12 protein-coding genes are annotated in these 19,491 nt (G+C 42.4%); 4 read left to right on the top strand and 8 right to left on the bottom strand.

Going from position 1 to position 19,491, the window contains the following annotated elements; translation table 11 throughout:
* Nucleotides 1–14: 14 nt before the first annotated feature.
* The 3 genes from DW182_RS14160 to DW182_RS14150 all read right to left on the bottom strand — a co-directional run bounded on the left by DW182_RS14160 (nucleotide 15) and on the right by DW182_RS14150 (nucleotide 5,043).
* The gene (locus DW182_RS14160) at nucleotides 15–968 is read right to left on the bottom strand and encodes a D-2-hydroxyacid dehydrogenase (protein ID WP_117707674.1); all 954 of its coding nucleotides are present in this window, start codon (nucleotides 966–968) and stop codon (nucleotides 15–17) included.
* A 126-nt stretch (nucleotides 969–1,094) separates the two neighbouring features.
* Nucleotides 1,095–2,369, bottom strand: coding sequence for a replication-associated recombination protein A (locus DW182_RS14155; protein WP_007663402.1), 1,275 nt, complete (start codon nucleotides 2,367–2,369; stop codon nucleotides 1,095–1,097).
* Nucleotides 2,370–2,454: 85 nt separating this feature from the next.
* Nucleotides 2,455–5,043, bottom strand: coding sequence for a DUF5686 and carboxypeptidase-like regulatory domain-containing protein (locus DW182_RS14150; RefSeq protein ID WP_115501805.1), 2,589 nt, complete (start codon nucleotides 5,041–5,043; stop codon nucleotides 2,455–2,457).
* A 198-nt stretch (nucleotides 5,044–5,241) separates the two neighbouring features.
* Here DW182_RS14150 and DW182_RS14145 point away from each other — a divergent pair, with 198 nt between their 5' ends.
* Nucleotides 5,242–6,366, top strand: coding sequence for a glycosyltransferase family 1 protein (locus DW182_RS14145; protein ID WP_118295907.1), 1,125 nt, complete (start codon nucleotides 5,242–5,244; stop codon nucleotides 6,364–6,366).
* Here DW182_RS14145 and DW182_RS14140 read toward each other — a convergent pair.
* Nucleotides 6,347–7,441 (bottom strand): UDP-N-acetyl glucosamine 2-epimerase, encoded by a 1,095-nt coding sequence (locus DW182_RS14140; RefSeq protein ID WP_182424528.1) that lies wholly within the window; start codon nucleotides 7,439–7,441, stop codon nucleotides 6,347–6,349. The genes DW182_RS14145 and DW182_RS14140 overlap by 20 nt on opposite strands.
* 121 nt (nucleotides 7,442–7,562) lie before the next feature.
* Between DW182_RS14140 and DW182_RS14135 the strand changes: the two genes are divergently transcribed.
* Nucleotides 7,563–8,201, top strand: a complete 639-nt coding sequence (locus DW182_RS14135) for a trimeric intracellular cation channel family protein (RefSeq protein ID WP_115501806.1) — start codon at nucleotides 7,563–7,565, stop codon at nucleotides 8,199–8,201.
* A gap of 107 nt (nucleotides 8,202–8,308) precedes the next feature.
* On the opposite strand, the gene DW182_RS14130 is transcribed toward DW182_RS14135, so the two are convergent.
* Nucleotides 8,309–11,209, bottom strand: coding sequence for a pitrilysin family protein (locus DW182_RS14130; RefSeq protein ID WP_118295906.1), 2,901 nt, complete (start codon nucleotides 11,207–11,209; stop codon nucleotides 8,309–8,311).
* 265 nt (nucleotides 11,210–11,474) lie between these two features.
* Between DW182_RS14130 and DW182_RS14125 the strand changes: the two genes are divergently transcribed.
* A complete protein-coding gene (locus DW182_RS14125; protein WP_021967203.1) occupies nucleotides 11,475–11,978 on the top strand; it encodes an RNA polymerase sigma factor in 504 nt (167 codons plus the stop codon).
* Between the two features lie 296 nt (nucleotides 11,979–12,274).
* A complete protein-coding gene (locus DW182_RS14120; RefSeq protein WP_007663384.1) occupies nucleotides 12,275–14,050 on the top strand; it encodes a biotin/lipoyl-binding protein in 1,776 nt (591 codons plus the stop codon).
* A gap of 44 nt (nucleotides 14,051–14,094) precedes the next feature.
* Here the strand turns inward: DW182_RS14120 and DW182_RS14115 are convergent, their stop codons facing one another.
* From DW182_RS14115 to DW182_RS14105, 3 genes are all read right to left on the bottom strand, one after another.
* Nucleotides 14,095–16,752, bottom strand: coding sequence for an ATP-binding protein (locus DW182_RS14115; protein ID WP_007663383.1), 2,658 nt, complete (start codon nucleotides 16,750–16,752; stop codon nucleotides 14,095–14,097).
* Between the two features lie 39 nt (nucleotides 16,753–16,791).
* On the bottom strand, nucleotides 16,792–17,988 hold the full coding sequence (locus tag DW182_RS14110) for a glycosyltransferase family 2 protein (protein ID WP_118295905.1): 1,197 nt from the start codon (nucleotides 17,986–17,988) through the stop codon (nucleotides 16,792–16,794).
* 84 nt (nucleotides 17,989–18,072) lie between these two features.
* Nucleotides 18,073–19,281: a BamA/TamA family outer membrane protein gene (locus tag DW182_RS14105; RefSeq protein ID WP_007663378.1), complete on the bottom strand. Its 1,209-nt coding sequence runs from the start codon at nucleotides 19,279–19,281 to the stop codon at nucleotides 18,073–18,075.
* Nucleotides 19,282–19,491: the final 210 nt, after the last annotated feature.

Here is a 19,491-nt window from a genome sequence, read left to right as displayed (position 1 = left end):
TATTGAAAGGAATGTTATTTTATAATATTTACCGGTTTTCCTTCCGCATACGCTTTCAGGTTACTGACTGCTATATGTATCAGCCTTTGGCGTGCTTCAAAGTTGGCCCAGGCGATGTGTGGGGTGATGAAACAATTTCGTGCAGTCAATAACGGATTGTCCGGACGAGGTGGTTCTTCGGAGAGAACATCCAGTCCGGCGGCATATATTTGTCCGGTGTTCAAGGCATTGGCAAGATCTTGCTCATTAATAAGTGGACCACGTCCGGTATTGATAATGATGGAGGTAGGTTTCATTAAAGAGAGACGGCTGGCGTTGACCATTTCGCGAGTACTGTCGTTCAACGGACAGTGCAGGCTGACGATGTCGCATTCGTGGAATAATTGGTCGAGATCTGCTTTTCTGATTTCGGGTGGGAGTTGCAGACGCGATTTAGAAGTATAGGCCCATACCTTCATTCCGAAGCCAATGGCTATACGGGCAGTGTTATATCCGGTCTGTCCCAGACCGATGATTCCTATCTTCTTGCCAAGCAATTCAATAAGTGGGGTATTGTAGAAGCAAAAGTCAGGGTTCTTGCTCCAGTCTCCTCTGCTGACCTCTTCAGAGTAATGGCGTACTTGTTGAGTGATATTCAGTATGTGGGCAAATACCATTTGTCCTACGGAGGGAGTACTATATGCAGGAATGTTGGTGACAATGATACCTCGTTCACGGGCGGCAGCTATGTCTACTACGTTGTAGCCTGTAGCCAGCACGCCGATATATTTCAGATCGGGCAGGGCAGCCATCATTTCGCTGTTGATCACTACTTTATTGGTGAGGAGGGCTTCTGCACCGGCAGCACGTTCCAGTACTTCGGCGGGGGCGGTACGATCATAAATTACGCATTCGCCAAACTCTTTCAATTTGTCCCAGCAAAGATCACCGGGATTTGCGGTGTAACCGTCTAATACTACAGTTCTCATTCTGTTTATGTTTAAAGTGAGTACGCAAATTTAGGGAAAAGATTTAGGATTATGCTTATAATGGTATATTTTGTTGTGGTCGGTGTGTTTGTTGGAAGAAGTAGTATGGGATATATTAAGTAAGGATTATTTCTTAAATTTATCCTCGCCCCATAATGCTTTCATGCGTTCTGCATGTTTCTGCTCGGCAGCATTGTCTTGTGCTTCCCAAAGGCGACGTTTTTTCAGTTCATCGGGCATGAATTGCTGTTTCACGAAATGACCTGGATAGTCATGGGAATACTTATAATTGTCTCCGTAACCTAATTGTTTCATTAATTTGGTAGGTGCATTACGCAGATGCAACGGAACGGGTAGATTGCCCGTTTCCCGTACAAGTTCCAAAGCATTGTTGATGGCTATGTAGGCGGAATTACTCTTCGGGCTTGTAGCAAGATAAATAGTAGCCTCTGCTAGTGGAATACGTCCTTCGGGCCAGCCCACTTTCATTACAGCATCAAAACAGGCATTGGCAATCAGCATAGCATTTGGATTTGCCAGTCCGATGTCTTCCGATGCGGAAATAACGAGTCGGCGGGCAATAAAGGCAGGATCTTCCCCAGCTTCTACCATACGGGCGAGCCAATATACGGCACCATCGGGATCACTACCACGAATAGACTTAATGAAAGCAGATATGATATCATAATGCATTTCTCCATCCTTATCGTAAGCCAGAGGATTTTGTTGCAGACGTTCGGTAACTATCTCATCAGTAATGACCACCGGATCATTGGCTTCGGAAGAAACTACAAGGTCCAGAATATTAAGCAGTTTACGCGCATCTCCACCACTATAGCGGAGCATGGCAGTCGTTTCTTTCAGTTCGATTTTACGCTCTTTCAGAATATGGTCGGTGGTGACGGCACGTTGCAGTAATTCCATGAGGTCTTCTTTCTCCAAAGACTTCAGTACATAGAGTTGGCATCGTGACAGCAGTGGGCGGATTACCTCAAAAGAGGGATTTTCTGTAGTGGCACCTATCAATGTCACTGTACCTTGTTCCACTGCACCAAGCAAAGAATCTTGTTGCGATTTACTGAAACGGTGGATTTCATCAATAAACAGTATGGGGCTGCCTTGTGAGAAGAAGCGGTTGCTCTTGGCGCGTTCTATCACTTCTCGTACGTCTTTCACGCCACTGGTAACGGCACTCAATGTATAGAATGGAGTTTCCAGTTTATTGGCAATGATCTGTGCCAGTGTGGTTTTTCCTACACCCGGAGGTCCCCACAAAATAAATGAAGAGATACGTCCCGCATCAATCATCTTACGTAGTATTGCACCTGGTCCTACTAAATGTTTCTGACCGATGTACTCATCTAAAGTTTTAGGACGAAGCCTTTCTGCTAAGGGAGTCATTTTAATTACTAATTACGAATTATAAATTACTAATTGCGAATTACAAATTAATAGTTCGTAATTTGTGATTCGCAATTTGTAATTTCTAGAATATCATTAATATCATAAAGCGTATGCCTCCTTTTTTTACACCTGGAATATCCGTGTAAGTGAGGCGGCGTACATATTCGATATGCAACAGTTTGAAAATGTTGTAGATACCTACGCTGGCTTCCAGATAAGGAGTACTACCCATTACATGGCTGGTAGGCATACCGTCGCGCATAGGGAAGAGGAACAATTCGTCATTGTGGCTCTTATATGGGTTATTCTTATCCGTAAGTGTTCCGTACATACCACGGATACGGAAAGTTTCGCGCCATTTCAGCTTTTTAATGAGGGGAATACGATTGAATAGCTTCCCGTTCATATCATAAGTGATGGCAAGAGAGGCATAACGGTCATTCAGGAATTCCATGTTGTTGATAAGGCTGAAAGATTCATTGTGCTGGGTGATATATGAAAGGTTTGCCATGGGCAGGTTCAGTAAAGGGAACGGTACCGTATTCCATTGGGCACCGGCACGGGCGGTGATGTCTAGTTTACCCCAGGAGCCAAACCAGAAACGTTTGCGGATACTGGCTTCTGTAAGATTGAAGTTATATTCGCCACCCAGCACACCTTTCAGACCAATGGTATGGGAAAGAGAGAAGATCGGGGCATCCAGAGACACCGGAACACGACGTTGCTTCGTATTGACAAATGTTTCCCCCGGAGCATAACGTAGGGTAACGCCAAGCTCGGTTGTAGTGATATCTTTGACGAATGTATTTGTATCATCCCATGAACCGGCTATGTTACCGTCGTTCTTCCAATATTGCAATACACCGCCGGCAGGTTCATCATTGCGGTGGCGTGCCATAGCTTTGATGGAGAAACCGGCATTCGTTTCCAACTCATACGTCAGGGTAGCATCACGCATATATGACATTTGGTCTACCTTTGTCCACTTCCAGCCTACAAACATATTGTCCTTATCTGTTGAGAGGTATTTGTCCATCGGAGACATGACATCGTAGCTGTAATCGAAAGCGATATAATGTTTTGGGAATTCCCATAACACATACTCACGCTTATTAAATGAGTAGGCTGCCTGACCTTTATAGAACCATTTCTTATCTTTTGTACCATAAGCACCATATCCGCTGAAACTCCAGTGTGGGTCGAAGTTACCGGTAGTCATACCACTGAGGCGGAAACGTGTACCGTTTACATAATTACTTGTGATACTGGTATTGATAGGACCGAAGTCGAACTTGCTGGGGTGCTTTTTGCTTCCTGTTTCTACAAAGTTCTCTATCAGGGCTTTTGCACCGAAGATAACATACTTGAAGCCTGGAATCTGTTCAATGCGATTCATGAATACGTCCATGTTACTCTCCTTTTTGGTGAGGGGAACCTGGCGTACTGAAGCCCAGTATTCATCGCTCTTGTTAAGCATGTTGGCTTCCTTGATGACATTACCTTTCAGGCGGAAAAGACGGGGCTCTATATCTTCAAATTTGTAATTACTGTACTTGGTAGTACGTTGTACTTCAAGTCCTTGCAAACCTTTCACGAATTGTAATTCTACAGTCATGTCGTCATCTGTCAGTACCCAGTTGCCATCCGGCATCTGTTCAAACTGCTGCACAATATCAAGATTGTCCACGAAGTTGACTCCAGTCTTTTTAGGGAGGTTCATGGTACATTTCTTCACTGCATAGGTGGAGTCTTTCACGACATAGAGATGTCCTGTAAAACCAAAGTCCTGCGAGTTCTGTGGAACGAAAGTAAGGTGTACACACTCCTGGCGGTCCACCATAATAGTATCCATAAGATAGAACTTATAAAAACTGATAGCGCCTCGTCCGATAGGGCTGACGAAACGGCGTTGCAACAGGCGGATGTCGTCATCATAGATATTGACGTCAGAGAATACATCGGTCAGAATGGTTCCCAGCATATCTCCAGTGTTGAAGAACTCTTCAATACCGCTGGAATTCATACCTTCGATAATAGTCTTTTCGCTTTTGGGACTTTTACGATAGATGGTTTTTGAAGACGTCTCTTTGATGGAAATAGGGAGAATCATCTTGTTGGTCTTGGGCGATATTTCTACCTGGTCCTTGAAGAATGAGAATTTTTTATAGATACCTTTCTCCATCTTCTCTGGAGTGACGTCGTTCATGGACATCTTCATCTTTTCATATTTCTGGTACTGATAGAAGTCATTGGCTTCCAGTTTCAGCCCTTTTTTATTTTCGATGACTTTTCTCATGAAATCCACGGCAGGGTTGTTTTTCCGGGAATATTTCTCTTTTTGAGGTTTTACCACTACTTCAGAGAGCATGACGTCGGCAGGTGCCATCTTCACGTTCAGCACTTTGGTGTTAGGAGTTAGTGTGACTTTCTTGGTCACATATCCGATGGCGGAGAATGTAAGCTCATTCCAACCTTTGCGGGTTTCTACTGTATATTCTCCTTCGGCATTGGTGATAGCACCTACACCTTTCCCCTCGTATTGAACGGTGATGTACATTAATGGTTCGTTGGTTAGGGAGTCGGTAACGACACCTTTTATCTGTGCGGATGCACTATGTGCAACAAATAGTGACAGCAGAAAAAGGATGATAGTTGTATATTGTTGTTTCATATTTAAGTCAGTATGAGGCTGCAAAGGTAGCAAATTACCATTAAATAAGAAGTAAATATAATCTAAAGAAATAAGAGGAATGTTTATATGCGCTCTTCTTTTATATCAAGGTAAAGGAAAAGATGCTGTTTTTTAGATTTTATGTTACCTTTGCAGGGATGAATAAATCTTGTCACAGCTTAACTATAAGAGTAATATATGAAACTTCATGTTGTTAGTTTTCAAGTGCCGTTCCCTCCTGATTATGGAGGGTTGATAGATGTGTATTATAAACTGAAGGCTCTGAAAGAAGCTGGCTGCTCGGTTGTTTTGCATACATATAGGTATGAGGTGGCTGAGCAACCTGATTTGCTTAAGGTGGCTGATGCCGTCTATTATTATGAACGCTTTACAGGTTGGTGCTCTATGTTTTTTTTTCGTCCTTATATTGTTTACAGTAGGAGAAGTAAGTTATTACTGGAACGTTTGTGTGAGGATGATTCCCCAATTCTGTTTGAAGGACTGCACACCTGTTATTTCCTCTCAAATCCTTTATTGAGAGGCAGGCAGAAATGGGTGAGGATGCATAATGTAGAGCATGATTATTATTACTTTTTGGGGAAGTCATGTGTTTCTTGGTACGAGAAATGTTATTATTATTTGGAAGCTTGGAAATTGAAACATTATGAACGGGTATTGCTGTATGCTGATAAAATATTGGCTATTACCAATACGGATGCTCTCTATTTCACTCAGAAATATCCTTCTGTGTCGACTTATTGTCTGCCTTGTTTCTTTGATAACATTAGTGTAGAAACTGTGACGGATGTAAGTCCGGAGAATGAGAAGTATATACTATATCATGGAAATCTGTCTGTTCTTGAGAATGTTCGAGTGATTAATTATATTCTGGACAACTTGCTGCCTAAGTTGGATATAAATATGCGGGTGGTTATTGCCGGTAAAAATCCTGATAAGCATTTACGGGAGAAAATTTCCAGAATACCGAATGTATCTCTTGTCGCAAATCCTTCGCAGGAAGAAATGAACTCTCTGATAGTCTTTGCACATATTCATTTACTGCTGACTTTCCAGAATACAGGAATCAAACTGAAGTTGATATATTCTTTGATGAAAGGGCATGGACATTGTCTAGTGAATTCGATGATGATTCCGGATCTAGGCTTTGAGGAAGTGTGTACAATTGCTGATGGACAAGAAGCACAAGTTATAGCTCTCCGTAAATTGTATCATACTCCTTTGATGCCTGAAGCGCTCCAATGGCGACAACAGGCTTTAATGAAAATGGGATATAACAATCAGGTTACTTTAATTCTCCATTAATCAACGTTTGCACAATACGTTCCGCTGTACGTCCGTCCCAACGGTCAGGTAACGTAGTATGTTTCCATTCGCCATGCATCAACGTTTCAAGTACGGCGGCAAATGCAACGGGGTCTTCGTTCACTAATTCATTAGTACCTACACGCCAGGTTTCGGGATGTTCGGCATAAGAGTTGAGCGTGATGCAGGGAACATCAAGGAAGGTAGCTTCTTCTGCAATGTTGCCGGAATCTGTGATGATACCTTTGGCATGGTTGATAAGATATCCGAAGTGCAGGTAACTTTGAGGCGGTAGAATGTGTAGGTTGGGTGCAGGTATTTCCAGCACTTTGATGGCTTTCTGCACGTATGGGTGCAACGGAGCAATAATGGGCATACCTTCGGATTTATCCACTAATGTTTGTATTAAAGATTTGAGCACATTCTTTTTGTTCAGCAACTCGTGACGATTGAGAGTGAGTAATAGATAGCCGTGTCCTTTCAAGCCCATGGTAGAGAACCATACGGGTTGCAAGAGGCGGTGACGGTTATAACGGACAGTATCTATCAGAATATTACCTACATAGTGGATGTATTCGGGAATCATGCCTTCCTGATTCAAGTTGCGGTTAGCCACCATACCTGCGGTAAACAGATAGTCGGAAATGGCATCTACAATGGTACGGTTCACTTCGCGAGGCATATTCATATCGAATGAACGAGTACCGGCAATGAGGTGTGCGACTTTCAGCCCGCGCTTCTTGGCAACGATAGAACAACTCATGGTGGCTGTAAGGTCATCTACAACAAGAACTACCTGGGCGGGATGTGTGTTCAATTCCTTTTCGAAGGCAAGCATGATGGCAGCTGTTACTTCCGATTGGTCATGACCGCTGACTCCAAGATAACCATCGGGTTTCTTCATGTCCAGATCGGAGAACAGAGAGGCATCCAGACTGGTATCGTCTTGCCGTCCAGTATAAATAAGACGGTATGAAATTTTCTTTCCAGCTTCCTGTGCGGCTTTAATAGCCCGGGTGATAGGAGCTATTTTCATGAAGTTGGGGCGTGCACCCGATACGATTGTTATTTTCATTATATATAAATTGATGAGACAAAAATACGTTTTCTTAGGGAAATTATTTGTTACTTTGCCAATAAATTTAATGAATAGCAATTATAAATCATTAAACATTTAACGTTAATCATTGATTATTATGCCAACATTTGTTCAAATACTCGACTTTATAGGTACGTTTGCTTTTGCCATCAGTGGCATTAGGCTGGCTTCGGCAAAGCGGTTCGACTGGTTCGGGGCGTACGTGGTAGGTTTTGTAACTGCCATTGGTGGCGGTACGATACGTGATGTGCTGTTGGGGGTCACTCCGGGCTGGATGACAGATCCTATCTATTTGATTTGTACAGGATTGGCATTGCTGTGGGTGATTCTTTTTGGAAAACATCTGATTCATTTGCATAACACTTTCTTTATATTCGACAGCATTGGTTTGGCACTGTTTACAGTAGTCGGTGTGGGAAAAAGCATAGTACTGGGATATCCGTTCTGGGTAGCTATTATTATGGGTAGTATTACAGGTGCTGCAGGTGGTGTGATTCGTGATGTGTTCATCAATGAGATTCCACTGATTTTCCGAAAAGAGATTTATGCTATGGCATGTGTGGTAGGCGGTACGGTTTACTGGATGTGCGATCTTGTTGGTGTACATTCATATGGCTGTCAGGTGGCAGGTGGTATTTCAGTATTCGTCACGCGTATTCTGGCTGTGAAGTATAATATCTGTCTGCCGATTCTTTCGGGAAGTGCAGCAGAAGTAGAAGATAAAGACAAGGATTAAAAACTTTGTTCCAAGGACAAACTGAATAATTGCAAAAGCGAATGGAAAAAGAAAAGGGTATCACCGGAAGAAGAGGTGATACCCTTTTTAATTAAAGGAGATTCTTGTTAGAACATTGCGTCTTTCGTGTTGAACAATTTTCTTTCATTCAGTTTCACTACTTTGCCGTATTTCTCCAGCTTCTTCACGTCGATATCTTTCGGGTTACCCATGATACCGATACAGTATGGTTTACCTTTGACATTTTCTTCGTAGTACTTCACGATATCATCGAAAGTCAGCGCATCAACCTTAGGCAGATTTTCTTTGGTAGGATCATCGTTATAACCTACACGTTGCAGTGATCTCATGTATTCAGCTTTGTTGCGGAAAGAAGGATGTGTAGTCAGCATCTCCTGGCGCATATAGCTCTTGATGTTGTCTATACGGTCAGCGTTCTTTGGCATGTCTGTAATCAGCCCCATGAATACATCCAGTGCATCGTTGGCTTTATCATTCTGTGTACCGATGTTACCGAACAGATAAGTCGGGTTGCCAGGCAATGAAGGTGTACCGATATATGCTCCGGCTGAATAAGCCATAGAACGTTTTCCACGGATTTCATCCAATACCAATCCGTTGAAACCACCGGAGAAATATTGATTGAATGCATCGCGAATCACGTCGTCTTTCTTGTCGAATTTCTCCATTGGCATGAAGAAGTAGATTTGAGCCTGTTCGGCATCAGAGTTCGGCAGGAAGTAAACGGTGTTCTCCGTTACGGTAGCCATAGGTTTGTCCTGTGGTGAAGTGGTCGGTTTTTCGTTGGCAACCAGTGGCAAGTTTTTGCTGAGAACTTCGTAAGCTTTGTCGAAAGGCATTGTTCCGCAATAGAAGATTTCTGCTTCATAGTTTGCTGCGCGGTTAATGTCACCTGTCAACTCGGAAATCTGCAATTCATAAACTTCCTTGTCTGTCAGTTCATCGATGTAGGATGATTTATCCTGGTAAATCATATACTGCATAAGTGCGCTGGACAAAGCGTTTACGTTTTCCTTGCGTTGCTGACGGCTACCCAGCATGGAACCTTTGATACGGCTCAGCTGTTTTTCGTCCAGTTTCGGCATCAGGATCTGACGGGCGAGGAGCTGGCAAGCTTGCGGCAAAGTTTCTTCATAACCTTCCATGGTGATGTAGAGATAGTTGCTGTTAGCACTTACTTCACAAGTAGCATTCAGTTTACCAAGCTCTTCTTTCAATTGTTGTGGCTCGTAAGCACCCATGATACCTGCATTATTCATCAGGTCTGCTGCGATACCCAGTTTGCGGAATTCGCGCTCACCAACACCGTAACGCAGTGTTAAGCTGAATACATTATTTTCCGGATTCTGTGTATAGTACATCTTAGAGCGGTCGTTCAATTGTTTGCTTTGTACGTCAGCGAAGTTGATGAACTTCTCATCTACTTGTCCGATAGGCATGTTCTTGAATTGCGTAGCATACAGTGATTGTTTGCCTACAGGAGGTTCGATAGGTTTATATCCCGGTTTCTTAATTTTGGTACTCTTATCGAGTTTTCCTTTTTCGATGTAAATGGCAAGATAATCATTTGTCAGGTATTGCTTGGCAACACGTTTGATATCTTCTGTTGTGATAGCCATTACTTCATCTTTGTAGTTGAGAACTTGTCCCAGGTCTTCTTCACTGATGAAAGCATCCATCAACATATGTGCTTTGTAAGTGTTAGACTCCATTCTGCGGTCGAAATCACGACACATATTGTTCTTAATAGAATTGATTTGCCATTCTTCAAATTCACCGTTAGCTACTTTCTCAATAGCTTTCAGAGCTTTCTTTTCAGCACTCTTATTTGATTCGAAGCGACGTTGGTTTTCGTCGTACAAAGGGATGCAACGCACGATATTACGGCCTTGTTCGCGACGACTGTCTGAATAAGCAAAGCCTTGTGTCAATTCACCGTCAATGGTCAGCTTGTCCAGTGTACCGGTGTTGCTGTTATTGCTCAACAGAGACATAGCGATATCCAAAGGCTTTTCATCGGGATGTCCGGAAGGTACACCTTTATATACGAGGCATACATTGGGATAATAACCGATCTTTGCATTATATTGCTTACGGCCTTTGATTTCAAGGTCGGGATAAGTTTTACGTTCGGGAGTCGGTTTAGCTTGCAGGCGTCCGAAAGTAGCGTTGATACGTCCGCTGATTTGTTTAGCATCTACGTTACCAACGAGGATGAGCACCATGTTTTCCGGAGTGTACCAATCGTTATAATAGTCGATCAACTTACTCAAACGTGGGTTTTTCAGGTGTTCCGGCAATCCGATAATAGGGCGTGCGTAGGGATGTCCTTCGTATGCCTTGCTTGAGATAAACTCTTGCTGTACGCTGCTTGGATTGTCTTGGTACATGTTATATTCCTCATATACACTTTCCAGCTCGGTCTGGAAAGTACGGAATACTGGATTAATCATACGTTGTGAGTAGATTTCCAACCATTTATTGATTTGGTAAGGAGGGAATGAGTTGTGATAATAAGTCACATCGAAACTTGTTCCGGCATTCAATCCCTTTCCACCCATACTTTCTATCAGATTCATGAATTCGGTAGATACACTTACTTTAGCGGCTTCTACTGTCAGTTCATTGATTTCTTTAGCGAGGGCTTCTTTCTTCACGGGATCGGCTTCATCCGCCATTTCATCGTATTTGGCAATGATTTTATCGTAAAGAGGCTTTTCGGTAGCCCAGTCCAGTGCTCCGATCTTGTCGGTACCCTTAAACATTACGTGCTCCAGGTAGTGTGCCAGTCCGGTATATTCTGCCGGATCGTTCACTGAGCCTGTTCGGCAGGCCACAATACCATATACATCCGATTTGGTGTTGTCTTCCCATATATATACGGAAAGGCCATTCTTTAGCTTGAATGCTTTCAGCCCTTGACCGTATGACGGCAGAGCGATAGCCATGATAGCCAGAAGAATAATGGAATTAATAATTCGTCTCATAAAATAAAGTGTTTTTAAATAAAGTGTTTTTGCTATATGTAGGCAAAACTATAAAAAAATCACAAACACTTTACGAAATCTTCGGAAAAAGATACGCTTTTTTTTAAAAAGACCGCCAGAAAACTCTCAAAATGGGGGTGAAAACTGTCATTTGATAGTTTTTGCCCTAAATAAAAACAAAACTCGACCCCTCGGAAACTTGAAACTTCCCTATACTTGCAATCGTGAATTTAAAATAATTATTAACTATTTAAAAGAGCAAAGTATGAATACCTACAGTTTTAGGAAGGATTTGATTAGTGTGCAAGAAGAACTGCTTCGCTTTGCATATAAGTTGACAGCCGATAAAGAGGAGGCGAATGATTTATTGCAGGAAACCTCACTCAAAGCGTTGGATAACGAAGACAAGTACATGCCCGATACAAATTTCAAAGGGTGGATGTACACCATTATGCGGAATATCTTTATTAATAATTACCGCAGAATTGTTCGCGAACAAACTTTCGTGGATCAGACAGATAACCTTTATCATTTAAACCTGCCGCAAAACTCCGGTTTTGCAAGCGCTGAAGGAACTTATGATTTGAAAGAGATGCACCGCATTGTCAATTCATTACCTCGTGATTATAAAGTCCCCTTCTCCATGCACGTTTCCGGTTTCAAGTATCGTGAAATAGCCGATCGGCTCGGATTGCCTTTAGGAACTGTCAAAAGCCGCATATTCTTTACCCGCCAGCGGCTACAACAAGAATTGAAAGACTTTGTTTAAAAGCTACAAGCTATGAGGAGTTACGAGCTATAAACTCTGAGTAACAAATTACGAGCTACGAGTGCCTTGCAGTATGATGGCCGGGTGAACAATCATTTACCTGCCAACATAGCGCAGCCACTCGTAGCTCGTAGCTTGTAGCTCGTAATTTTGATGACAATATGATATAAAACATAACTTTTATAGCAAATATTTAAGGTATATTTTTGACTATATGTCAGAATAAACCCTTATATTTGTACTTATTAAGTTAACTTACTAATCCATATATGTTAAACCGCTAACTACCGACTGCGATGAAAAAAGAAATTAAATTCAGTCTTGTTTACCGTGACATGTGGCAATCTTCCGGTAAATATCAACCTCGTGTAGACCAATTGGTACGTATCGCCCCCTTGATTATCGAAATGGGGTGTTTTGCCCGTGTGGAAACTAACGGAGGGGCTTTTGAGCAAGTGAATCTGTTGTATGGCGAAAACCCCAACAAGGCCGTACGTGCTTTTACTAAACCTTTCAATGAAGCAGGTATACAGACACATATGCTGGATCGTGGTCTGAATGCTCTGCGTATGTATCCGGTACCTGCCGATGTTCGTCGTTTGATGTATCATGTGAAGCATGCACAGGGAGTGGATATCACTCGTATTTTCTGTGGATTGAATGAAACGCGCAATATCATTCCTTCTATAAAATATGCATTGGAAGCAGGTATGATACCGCAAGCTACGCTGTGTATCACGCATTCGCCTGTACATACAGTGGAGTATTACGCTCATGTTGCTGATCAGCTGATCGAAGCCGGAGCACCCGAAATCTGTCTGAAAGACATGGCAGGTATCGGTCGTCCGGGTATGCTGGGGCGATTGACGAAAACAATTAAAGAGAGGCATCCGGAAGTGATCATTCAATATCATGGTCATAGTGGGCCGGGCCTGTCGATGGCATCTATTCTTGAAGTCTGTGAGAATGGAGCTGATATCATTGATGTGGCTATGGAACCGATGTCCTGGGGTAAAGTACATCCGGATGTAATTTCGGTGCAGGCTATGTTGAAAGATCTGGGTTTCCAGGTACCGGATATCAATATGAAAGCCTATATGAAAGCGCGTGCCATGACGCAGGAATTTATAGATGATTTCCTAGGGTATTTCATGGATCCTACGAATAAACATATGTCTTCTCTGTTGTTGAAATGTGGACTTCCCGGTGGTATGATGGGGTCTATGATGGCGGATCTAAAGGGGGTACATTCAGGAATAAATATGATACTGAGAGGGAAAAACGAACCTGAACTTAGTATCGATGATTTGCTGGTGATGCTTTTCGACGAAGTGGAATATGTATGGCCTAAATTAGGTTATCCACCACTGGTGACACCTTTCAGCCAGTATGTGAAGAATGTTGCGTTGATGAACGTTATGCAACTGGTGAAAGGCGAGGAGCGCTGGACGATGATAGATAATCATACCTGGGATATGATTTTGGGTAAGAGCGGACGCCTGCCAGGTGAACTGGATCCTGAGATTGTAGAACTCGCAAAGTCCAAAGGTTATGAGTTTGTAGATACAGATCCGCAGTTGAATTATCCGGATGCATTAGATGAGTTCCGGAAGGAAATGGATGATAACAACTGGGAATATGGTGACGATGATGAAGAACTCTTTGAGTTAGCCATGCACGACCGTCAGTATCGTGACTATAAGTCAGGTACTGCTAAGAAGCGTTTTGAGGATGAGTTACAACGCGCTAAGGATGCTGCCATGGTGAAAAATGGATATTCAGAAGAAGAAATAAAAAAACTGAAACGTGCTAAGGCTGACCCGATAATTGCTCCGGATAAAGGACAGGTACTGTGGGAGGTATCAGTTGAAGGTCCTTCTGTTGCTCCGTTCATCGGGCGTAAATACCAGCATGATGAAGTGTTCTGCTATCTTTCCACCCCGTGGGGAGAATACGAAAAAATACCGACCGGATTTACCGGACGTGTCGTAGAGATATGTGCCAAGCAAGGTGATACCGTGAATAAAGGCGATGTGATTGCTTATATTCAGAGGAGTGATATTTTTGCATAGTTAAATTAATGATTAACGGTTAGTGATACACTGACCGTTAATCATTAATTCTCCCTTATCCACTTTTTTATTGTCTCCTTTAGCACCTCCTGTGTGAAAGGTTTAGTCAGGAAATCGTTGCACCCCACTTCAAGTGCTGCTTTACGGTCATGATCATAGGCAAAAGCAGTCAGGGCAATGATGGGGATATCGGGTGATAGTTCACGGATGATTCTTGTTGCATCCAGTCCGCCGAGGTTCGGCATTTTCATATCCATCAGGATGATATCCGGATTTAATTCCACAAACATATTGACGGCTTCCATACCATCTTTGGCACGTTCCAGGTGATATTCTTTTCCTAAGATGGCTTTGATCAGGATATAGTTACTGTCGGTATCTTCGGCTATCAGGATCGTTTTCATTCGAGAACTTTCAGGTGTAGCTTGATTCTTTTCAGTTGTTGCTTTTTGTTCATTGGTTGTCGACCCACTCTCTTCAAGTACAGTTTCAGGCATTTCTTTTTCTTCCTCGTTGGCAATCTTTGCAGGCAGGTTAAAGGTGAAAGTTGTACCTTTCTCCAGTTCGGAAGTTACAGAGATTGTTCCGCCCAGACGTTCAATGATGGTCTTGCAAATTGCTAACCCTAATCCTGTACCTTGTGCAAAATTGTTTGCTTTCACAAACCGTTCGAAAACTTTTCCTATCTTTTCGGGAGCAATGCCTGTTCCTGTATCAGTTACATGGAAAATGATATTTTCCCCTTCTTGGTGGTATCCATAACTGATACTTCCATGAGTTGTGAACTTGAATGCATTTCCTATCAGGTTTGATATAACCTGGAAAATACGATTCTTGTCCGAATCGATGCGAATATCTTCATCCGAAGGTTCAAATATTAACTCAACATCGGAAGGACAACGGAATACATGGGCATCATGAATCTCTTTACAAAGCGGATATAGGCGGACGGGAGCAATGCTGAATTCAACAATACCGGCTTCTATCTTTGATAAATCCAGTATTTCGTTGATGAGTTGCAGCAGGCGTTCGTTGTTAGCTTCCACTATGTTGTAATATTCTTTGCGTTCCTCTGTATTTTCACTTTCGGCGATGATGCGTGAGAAACCTATAATGGCATTGAGTGGCGTACGTATTTCATGGCTCATATTGGCAAGGAAAGCCGATTTGAGCTGATCGGAAGTTTCCGCTTTTTCTTTGGCAACCATTAATTCACGTTTCATCAGTTCCATGTCGGTGATGTCCCATTCTATATTCAATAAGATGGGAGAGAAGTCGTTACTTTCTATTTTCATCTTCCGTTTGTCAAGGAAAAGAGATTGTCCGTTACCATCACGTTCTTCCGTAATCCAGTGCATTTCTTGTCCTGTAGCAGCTATCTCAATGTCTTGGCGACGTTTTTCTTGTGCTATTTCCAGAGGATAGAAGTCGAAATCGTCTTTTCCCAGAGCTTCCTGCATAGTGATTTCACGGTTATATGATTCACGGTTGCGGTATAAGTACTTAAAATTGTTTTTTATATCTTTCACGACGATACCTGCGGGCAAATACTCTATGGTTTTGTCTAATATCTGGCTGAAGCGTTTGATTTGCTGTTCGTGTTTGATGCGTTGGGAAATATCCCGGCCGAATGCCCAGATAGTTCCTTCACCTTCATCACTGATGATACAATAGGCATTACTTTCGTATGCCAGTATTTCGGGGTAGAGTGGCAGAGGGTTATACATAGTGACACACAGTTTCTTTTCTCCATTCTTGATGGAAACAGCCAGTTTTTTCCATTCTTCTTCATTCCGGACATATGAGTCGATTTCATAAATTTTTAGTTGGGTGATGTCATCTGTATTGTTCAGGTTGTGGTGCAGCTTGAACTGGCGGTTGGCAAATATCAACGTACCATCTTCATGGGCTGCAAAGATGTCTTCTGTGGAATTGTTGATGGCATGTGTCAGCAGATTGATGTCATTGCGTCTCTGCTGGATGTCGGTGATATTTTGTATATATCCTTCCAGGGTAACATTGCCGTCCTTGTATCGTTCGCGGGTGAATGCTTTCAGGCGGATATAAAAGACTTTTTTGTCTAAGGAAATACGATAGTCTATGCTTTCTTCCATATTCCCTTTGAGATTTTGGACGAGCCAGTTGCTGAAACTGTCTCTATCTTCAGGAAGAATAAAATTCAGGTAGTCGGATAGGAGAATACTTTGTTCTGCTTCCGTACACATGATACCTGTCTGACCTGAATAGCTGAATTCCTTGGCGTTGGCATTATATATCCACCTGCCAATGAGCGCGGCCTTTTGTATTTCAAACAGTTCCCGATTTTTTCTTTCCAGTTCCAGTTTGCGTTGGCTGCGTTCCGTAATGTCACGATATTGACATAATATTAGGTCGCCATAGGGCTGCATGATACATTTGAAGAAATAATTTCTACCCCGCAATGTGAGTTCATAATTGCGGATTGATTTTGTTTTCTGGAGTAAGACTTTCTTGAATTCCGGATAAAACTCACGGTAGGTATTGGAGGGTAACAGGGATAGTAAATTCTTTCCAAGTAGCCTTTTTTCTTTTATGAACCATAAATCTACATTATGGATAGCTATATCTACACATACACCGTCTTTGTCCATGAGTATTAGTGTGTCTGATACCATGTTCAATAGTTTTTCGGAGTTGTTTGTGTCTTTCAGGATGCTTTTCATGTCTTCTTGTGTATTTAGATTTATAATTGGGCAGGTATCTTATTTTCCCGCCCTTCGTGATTTTTCCCAAGCTCCACTGCTATTGCCTTTACGTTTACTTAGGTAGCGGAATCCCCTTATTACATTGACGTTCATAAAAAGGAAGTAATAAGGTATGAAGAGAATTTTGTTTTTAATATGTCTTCTTGAAAGGATATATCCCCAGATACCCATCAGGTAAAATAGAACCTGTAATCCCAGAATGATAGCGTAGAATAGAGGACAGTTACCAGTAAAGAGTAATATAACATTGAGGGGCAGCAACAGGAACAGGAGGATAGGGGTGATAGACCATCGCAGAACACGATGGGATACATATTGGAAATTAAGCCAGCCATAGCGGAACGGGTTCAGTAACGGACGTAATCGCCAGATAGACTGTAGTCCTCCGGCTGCGATGCGTACTTTACGTTTTTCTTCTTCCTGCATATCGGCAGAACCACTTTCGGTGGCGTAAGCTGTAGCACAGTAAGCGATGGTATAACCGTGCATGGCTATGCGGAGGGAGAGGATGAAATCATCGAGTAGGGTATCCGTTCTCATGTCTTCGAATAATTCGCGGCGTACAGCGAACAATTCTCCGGCGGCTCCTACAGCTGAGTAAAGACGTGAATCGAGTGCTTTCAAAGTCGACTCATATTTCCAATAGATGCCTTCTCCACCTGATGCTGCATTATCTTTGCTTTGTACGGCAATACGTTTTTCTCCGGCAACACACCCTACTTTAGGATTGGTAAAAGCATGAACGATTTCACGCAGAGCTTCACGGTTCAAGTGGGTATTGGCATCAGTGAATATGACGAGTGGCGTTTTTACAAACTTCATTCCCCGGTTGAGGGCAGCGGTTTTTCCCTGCCGTTGGGGCTGATGGAGTACGGTGGCTTGAGGCCAGCGTGAAAGGCGTTCATTAGTGTGGTCGTTACTGCCATCGGTTACCCAGAATATTTGCAGTTTCTCTGTAGGGTAGTCTAAGTCCAGGCAGTTTTGCATTTTTTCGTCTACAACGTCTTCTTCGTTGTAAGCTGCAATAAAGAGTGTGAGTTCGGGCAACTCTTCATCCGGAGGCATGGGGTAGTGGATCGGCTTACGGAAAGTTTCCTTTATCTTAACCAGAATATATAATACAATTCCATATCCTATATAAGTGTAGAATACGATAAAAAGGCTTATCCAGAATACTATCTCAAGGTTTCTCATTATAAAGTTGTTTAAGGTAAACAAGTAATAATGCTCAAAAGTATGGATAATCTTTTACTGATGCAAGAAAAGGGGAAAGATTTATCAAAACGCTTCTGTCATATTGAAATAAAACAACGTTTGGTTGTTGACTGTATTTTTACCCAAATCAAGACGGACATTCATACGGGGCTGTACTTCAATACGTAGTCCGACACCGTAGTTGGGAAGTACACCTTCTATCTTGCCGGGAGTGGGACCCATGAATCCGCAACCTGTCCAAGCTACGAAACCTACATGGTTGAGCATACGCTTCAGCCAGGTACTCTTATCGGTGTTTATCATCTGGCGATACTCCGCCATAACCACATGGGAAGATTTGTCACGATATTGTCCCATATAATAACCACGCAGGTCAAAAGGAGTTCCGGTAAGCATGTATTGTGTCAAAGGTACATCTCCAAACACGTTTTTAGTTTGTGCTGTCCAGGCAATGACCTTACGTTTCCCGACAGTCTTATATTGACGATAGTCTATCTCCAAGCGATAAAAGTTTTTATCGCTCCCGAGAAATTTGGTATACATCATTCCACGGAAATCGAGGTACATGCCCGAGTAGGCATTGGAGGGAATGTCACGGCTGTCATAAGTCAGCAGAAAACCAAGTCCGGAATTGAAATTTTTGTAACCTTTCTCTGTACCTCCGGCTGCCTTGTAGGATGGTTCGTCTACCAGATGTTTGGCGGGTTCTGTTATATCGTCATAGTTGATGTCTATCTGTGGTCCGGCAAATATATTGCTGTTGCCTAAGCGGAAAAGGAACCAGGGATTGAACTGGATACCACTGTAGCGGTATTGGCTGGTACTGTCGCTACGAACATAATTCTTGTTTGTACTGTAGCCCAGACCGTAGAAATTATCTTCCGTGTTTTTATAAGCAAATTTTCCGAAGATGCGGAAACGGTCACCTTTAAAAAAGAGTTGAGGCTTGGAAAAGAGGTTGATGCCACCATTGAACAAGAAAGCGATGGCTACAGGAACTACAGAACGCAACTGTGTAGTGTCACTGGGATTCATGCGGAAAGTCATCAGAGCGCTACCACCAAGTACTGCACCAAAATCGGGAGTATAACTCGGACCACCCAAAATATTATAATGCAAGTTTCGTTTTGCTACCTTTTGTTTACGCAATTCACGCTTAGTCAATGCAGGAGTCGTATCGTTGCCAGTAATCATCAAATTCATTCCTTCCTGAGCGGAAAGTGCTGTTACTGAAAGTAGTAATGTAATAATACCTGTTATATATCTTTTCATATCATACGAATGAGGGTGCAAAGAAAACTAATAAATTTGAATTAGTTTTCAATTCAAAAGACAATAAATCTAAAGATTTTACTAAAAGTTTCAAAAAAGCCATTAATTTTGCATCTAATCAAAGAATTGGCAGTGGGAATTGCCAATGGTCTTTTTTCGAAGTATCGGACATTTAGACTAATATAAGACCATCCCCGTACCCGGTCCGTG

The sequence above is a fragment of the Bacteroides sp. AM16-24 genome (assembly GCF_003471885.1).
Lineage (GTDB): Bacteria > Bacteroidota > Bacteroidia > Bacteroidales > Bacteroidaceae > Bacteroides.
The sequence above is the reverse complement of the archived record's forward strand: the minus strand, read 5'-3'. Positions and strand labels throughout refer to the sequence as shown.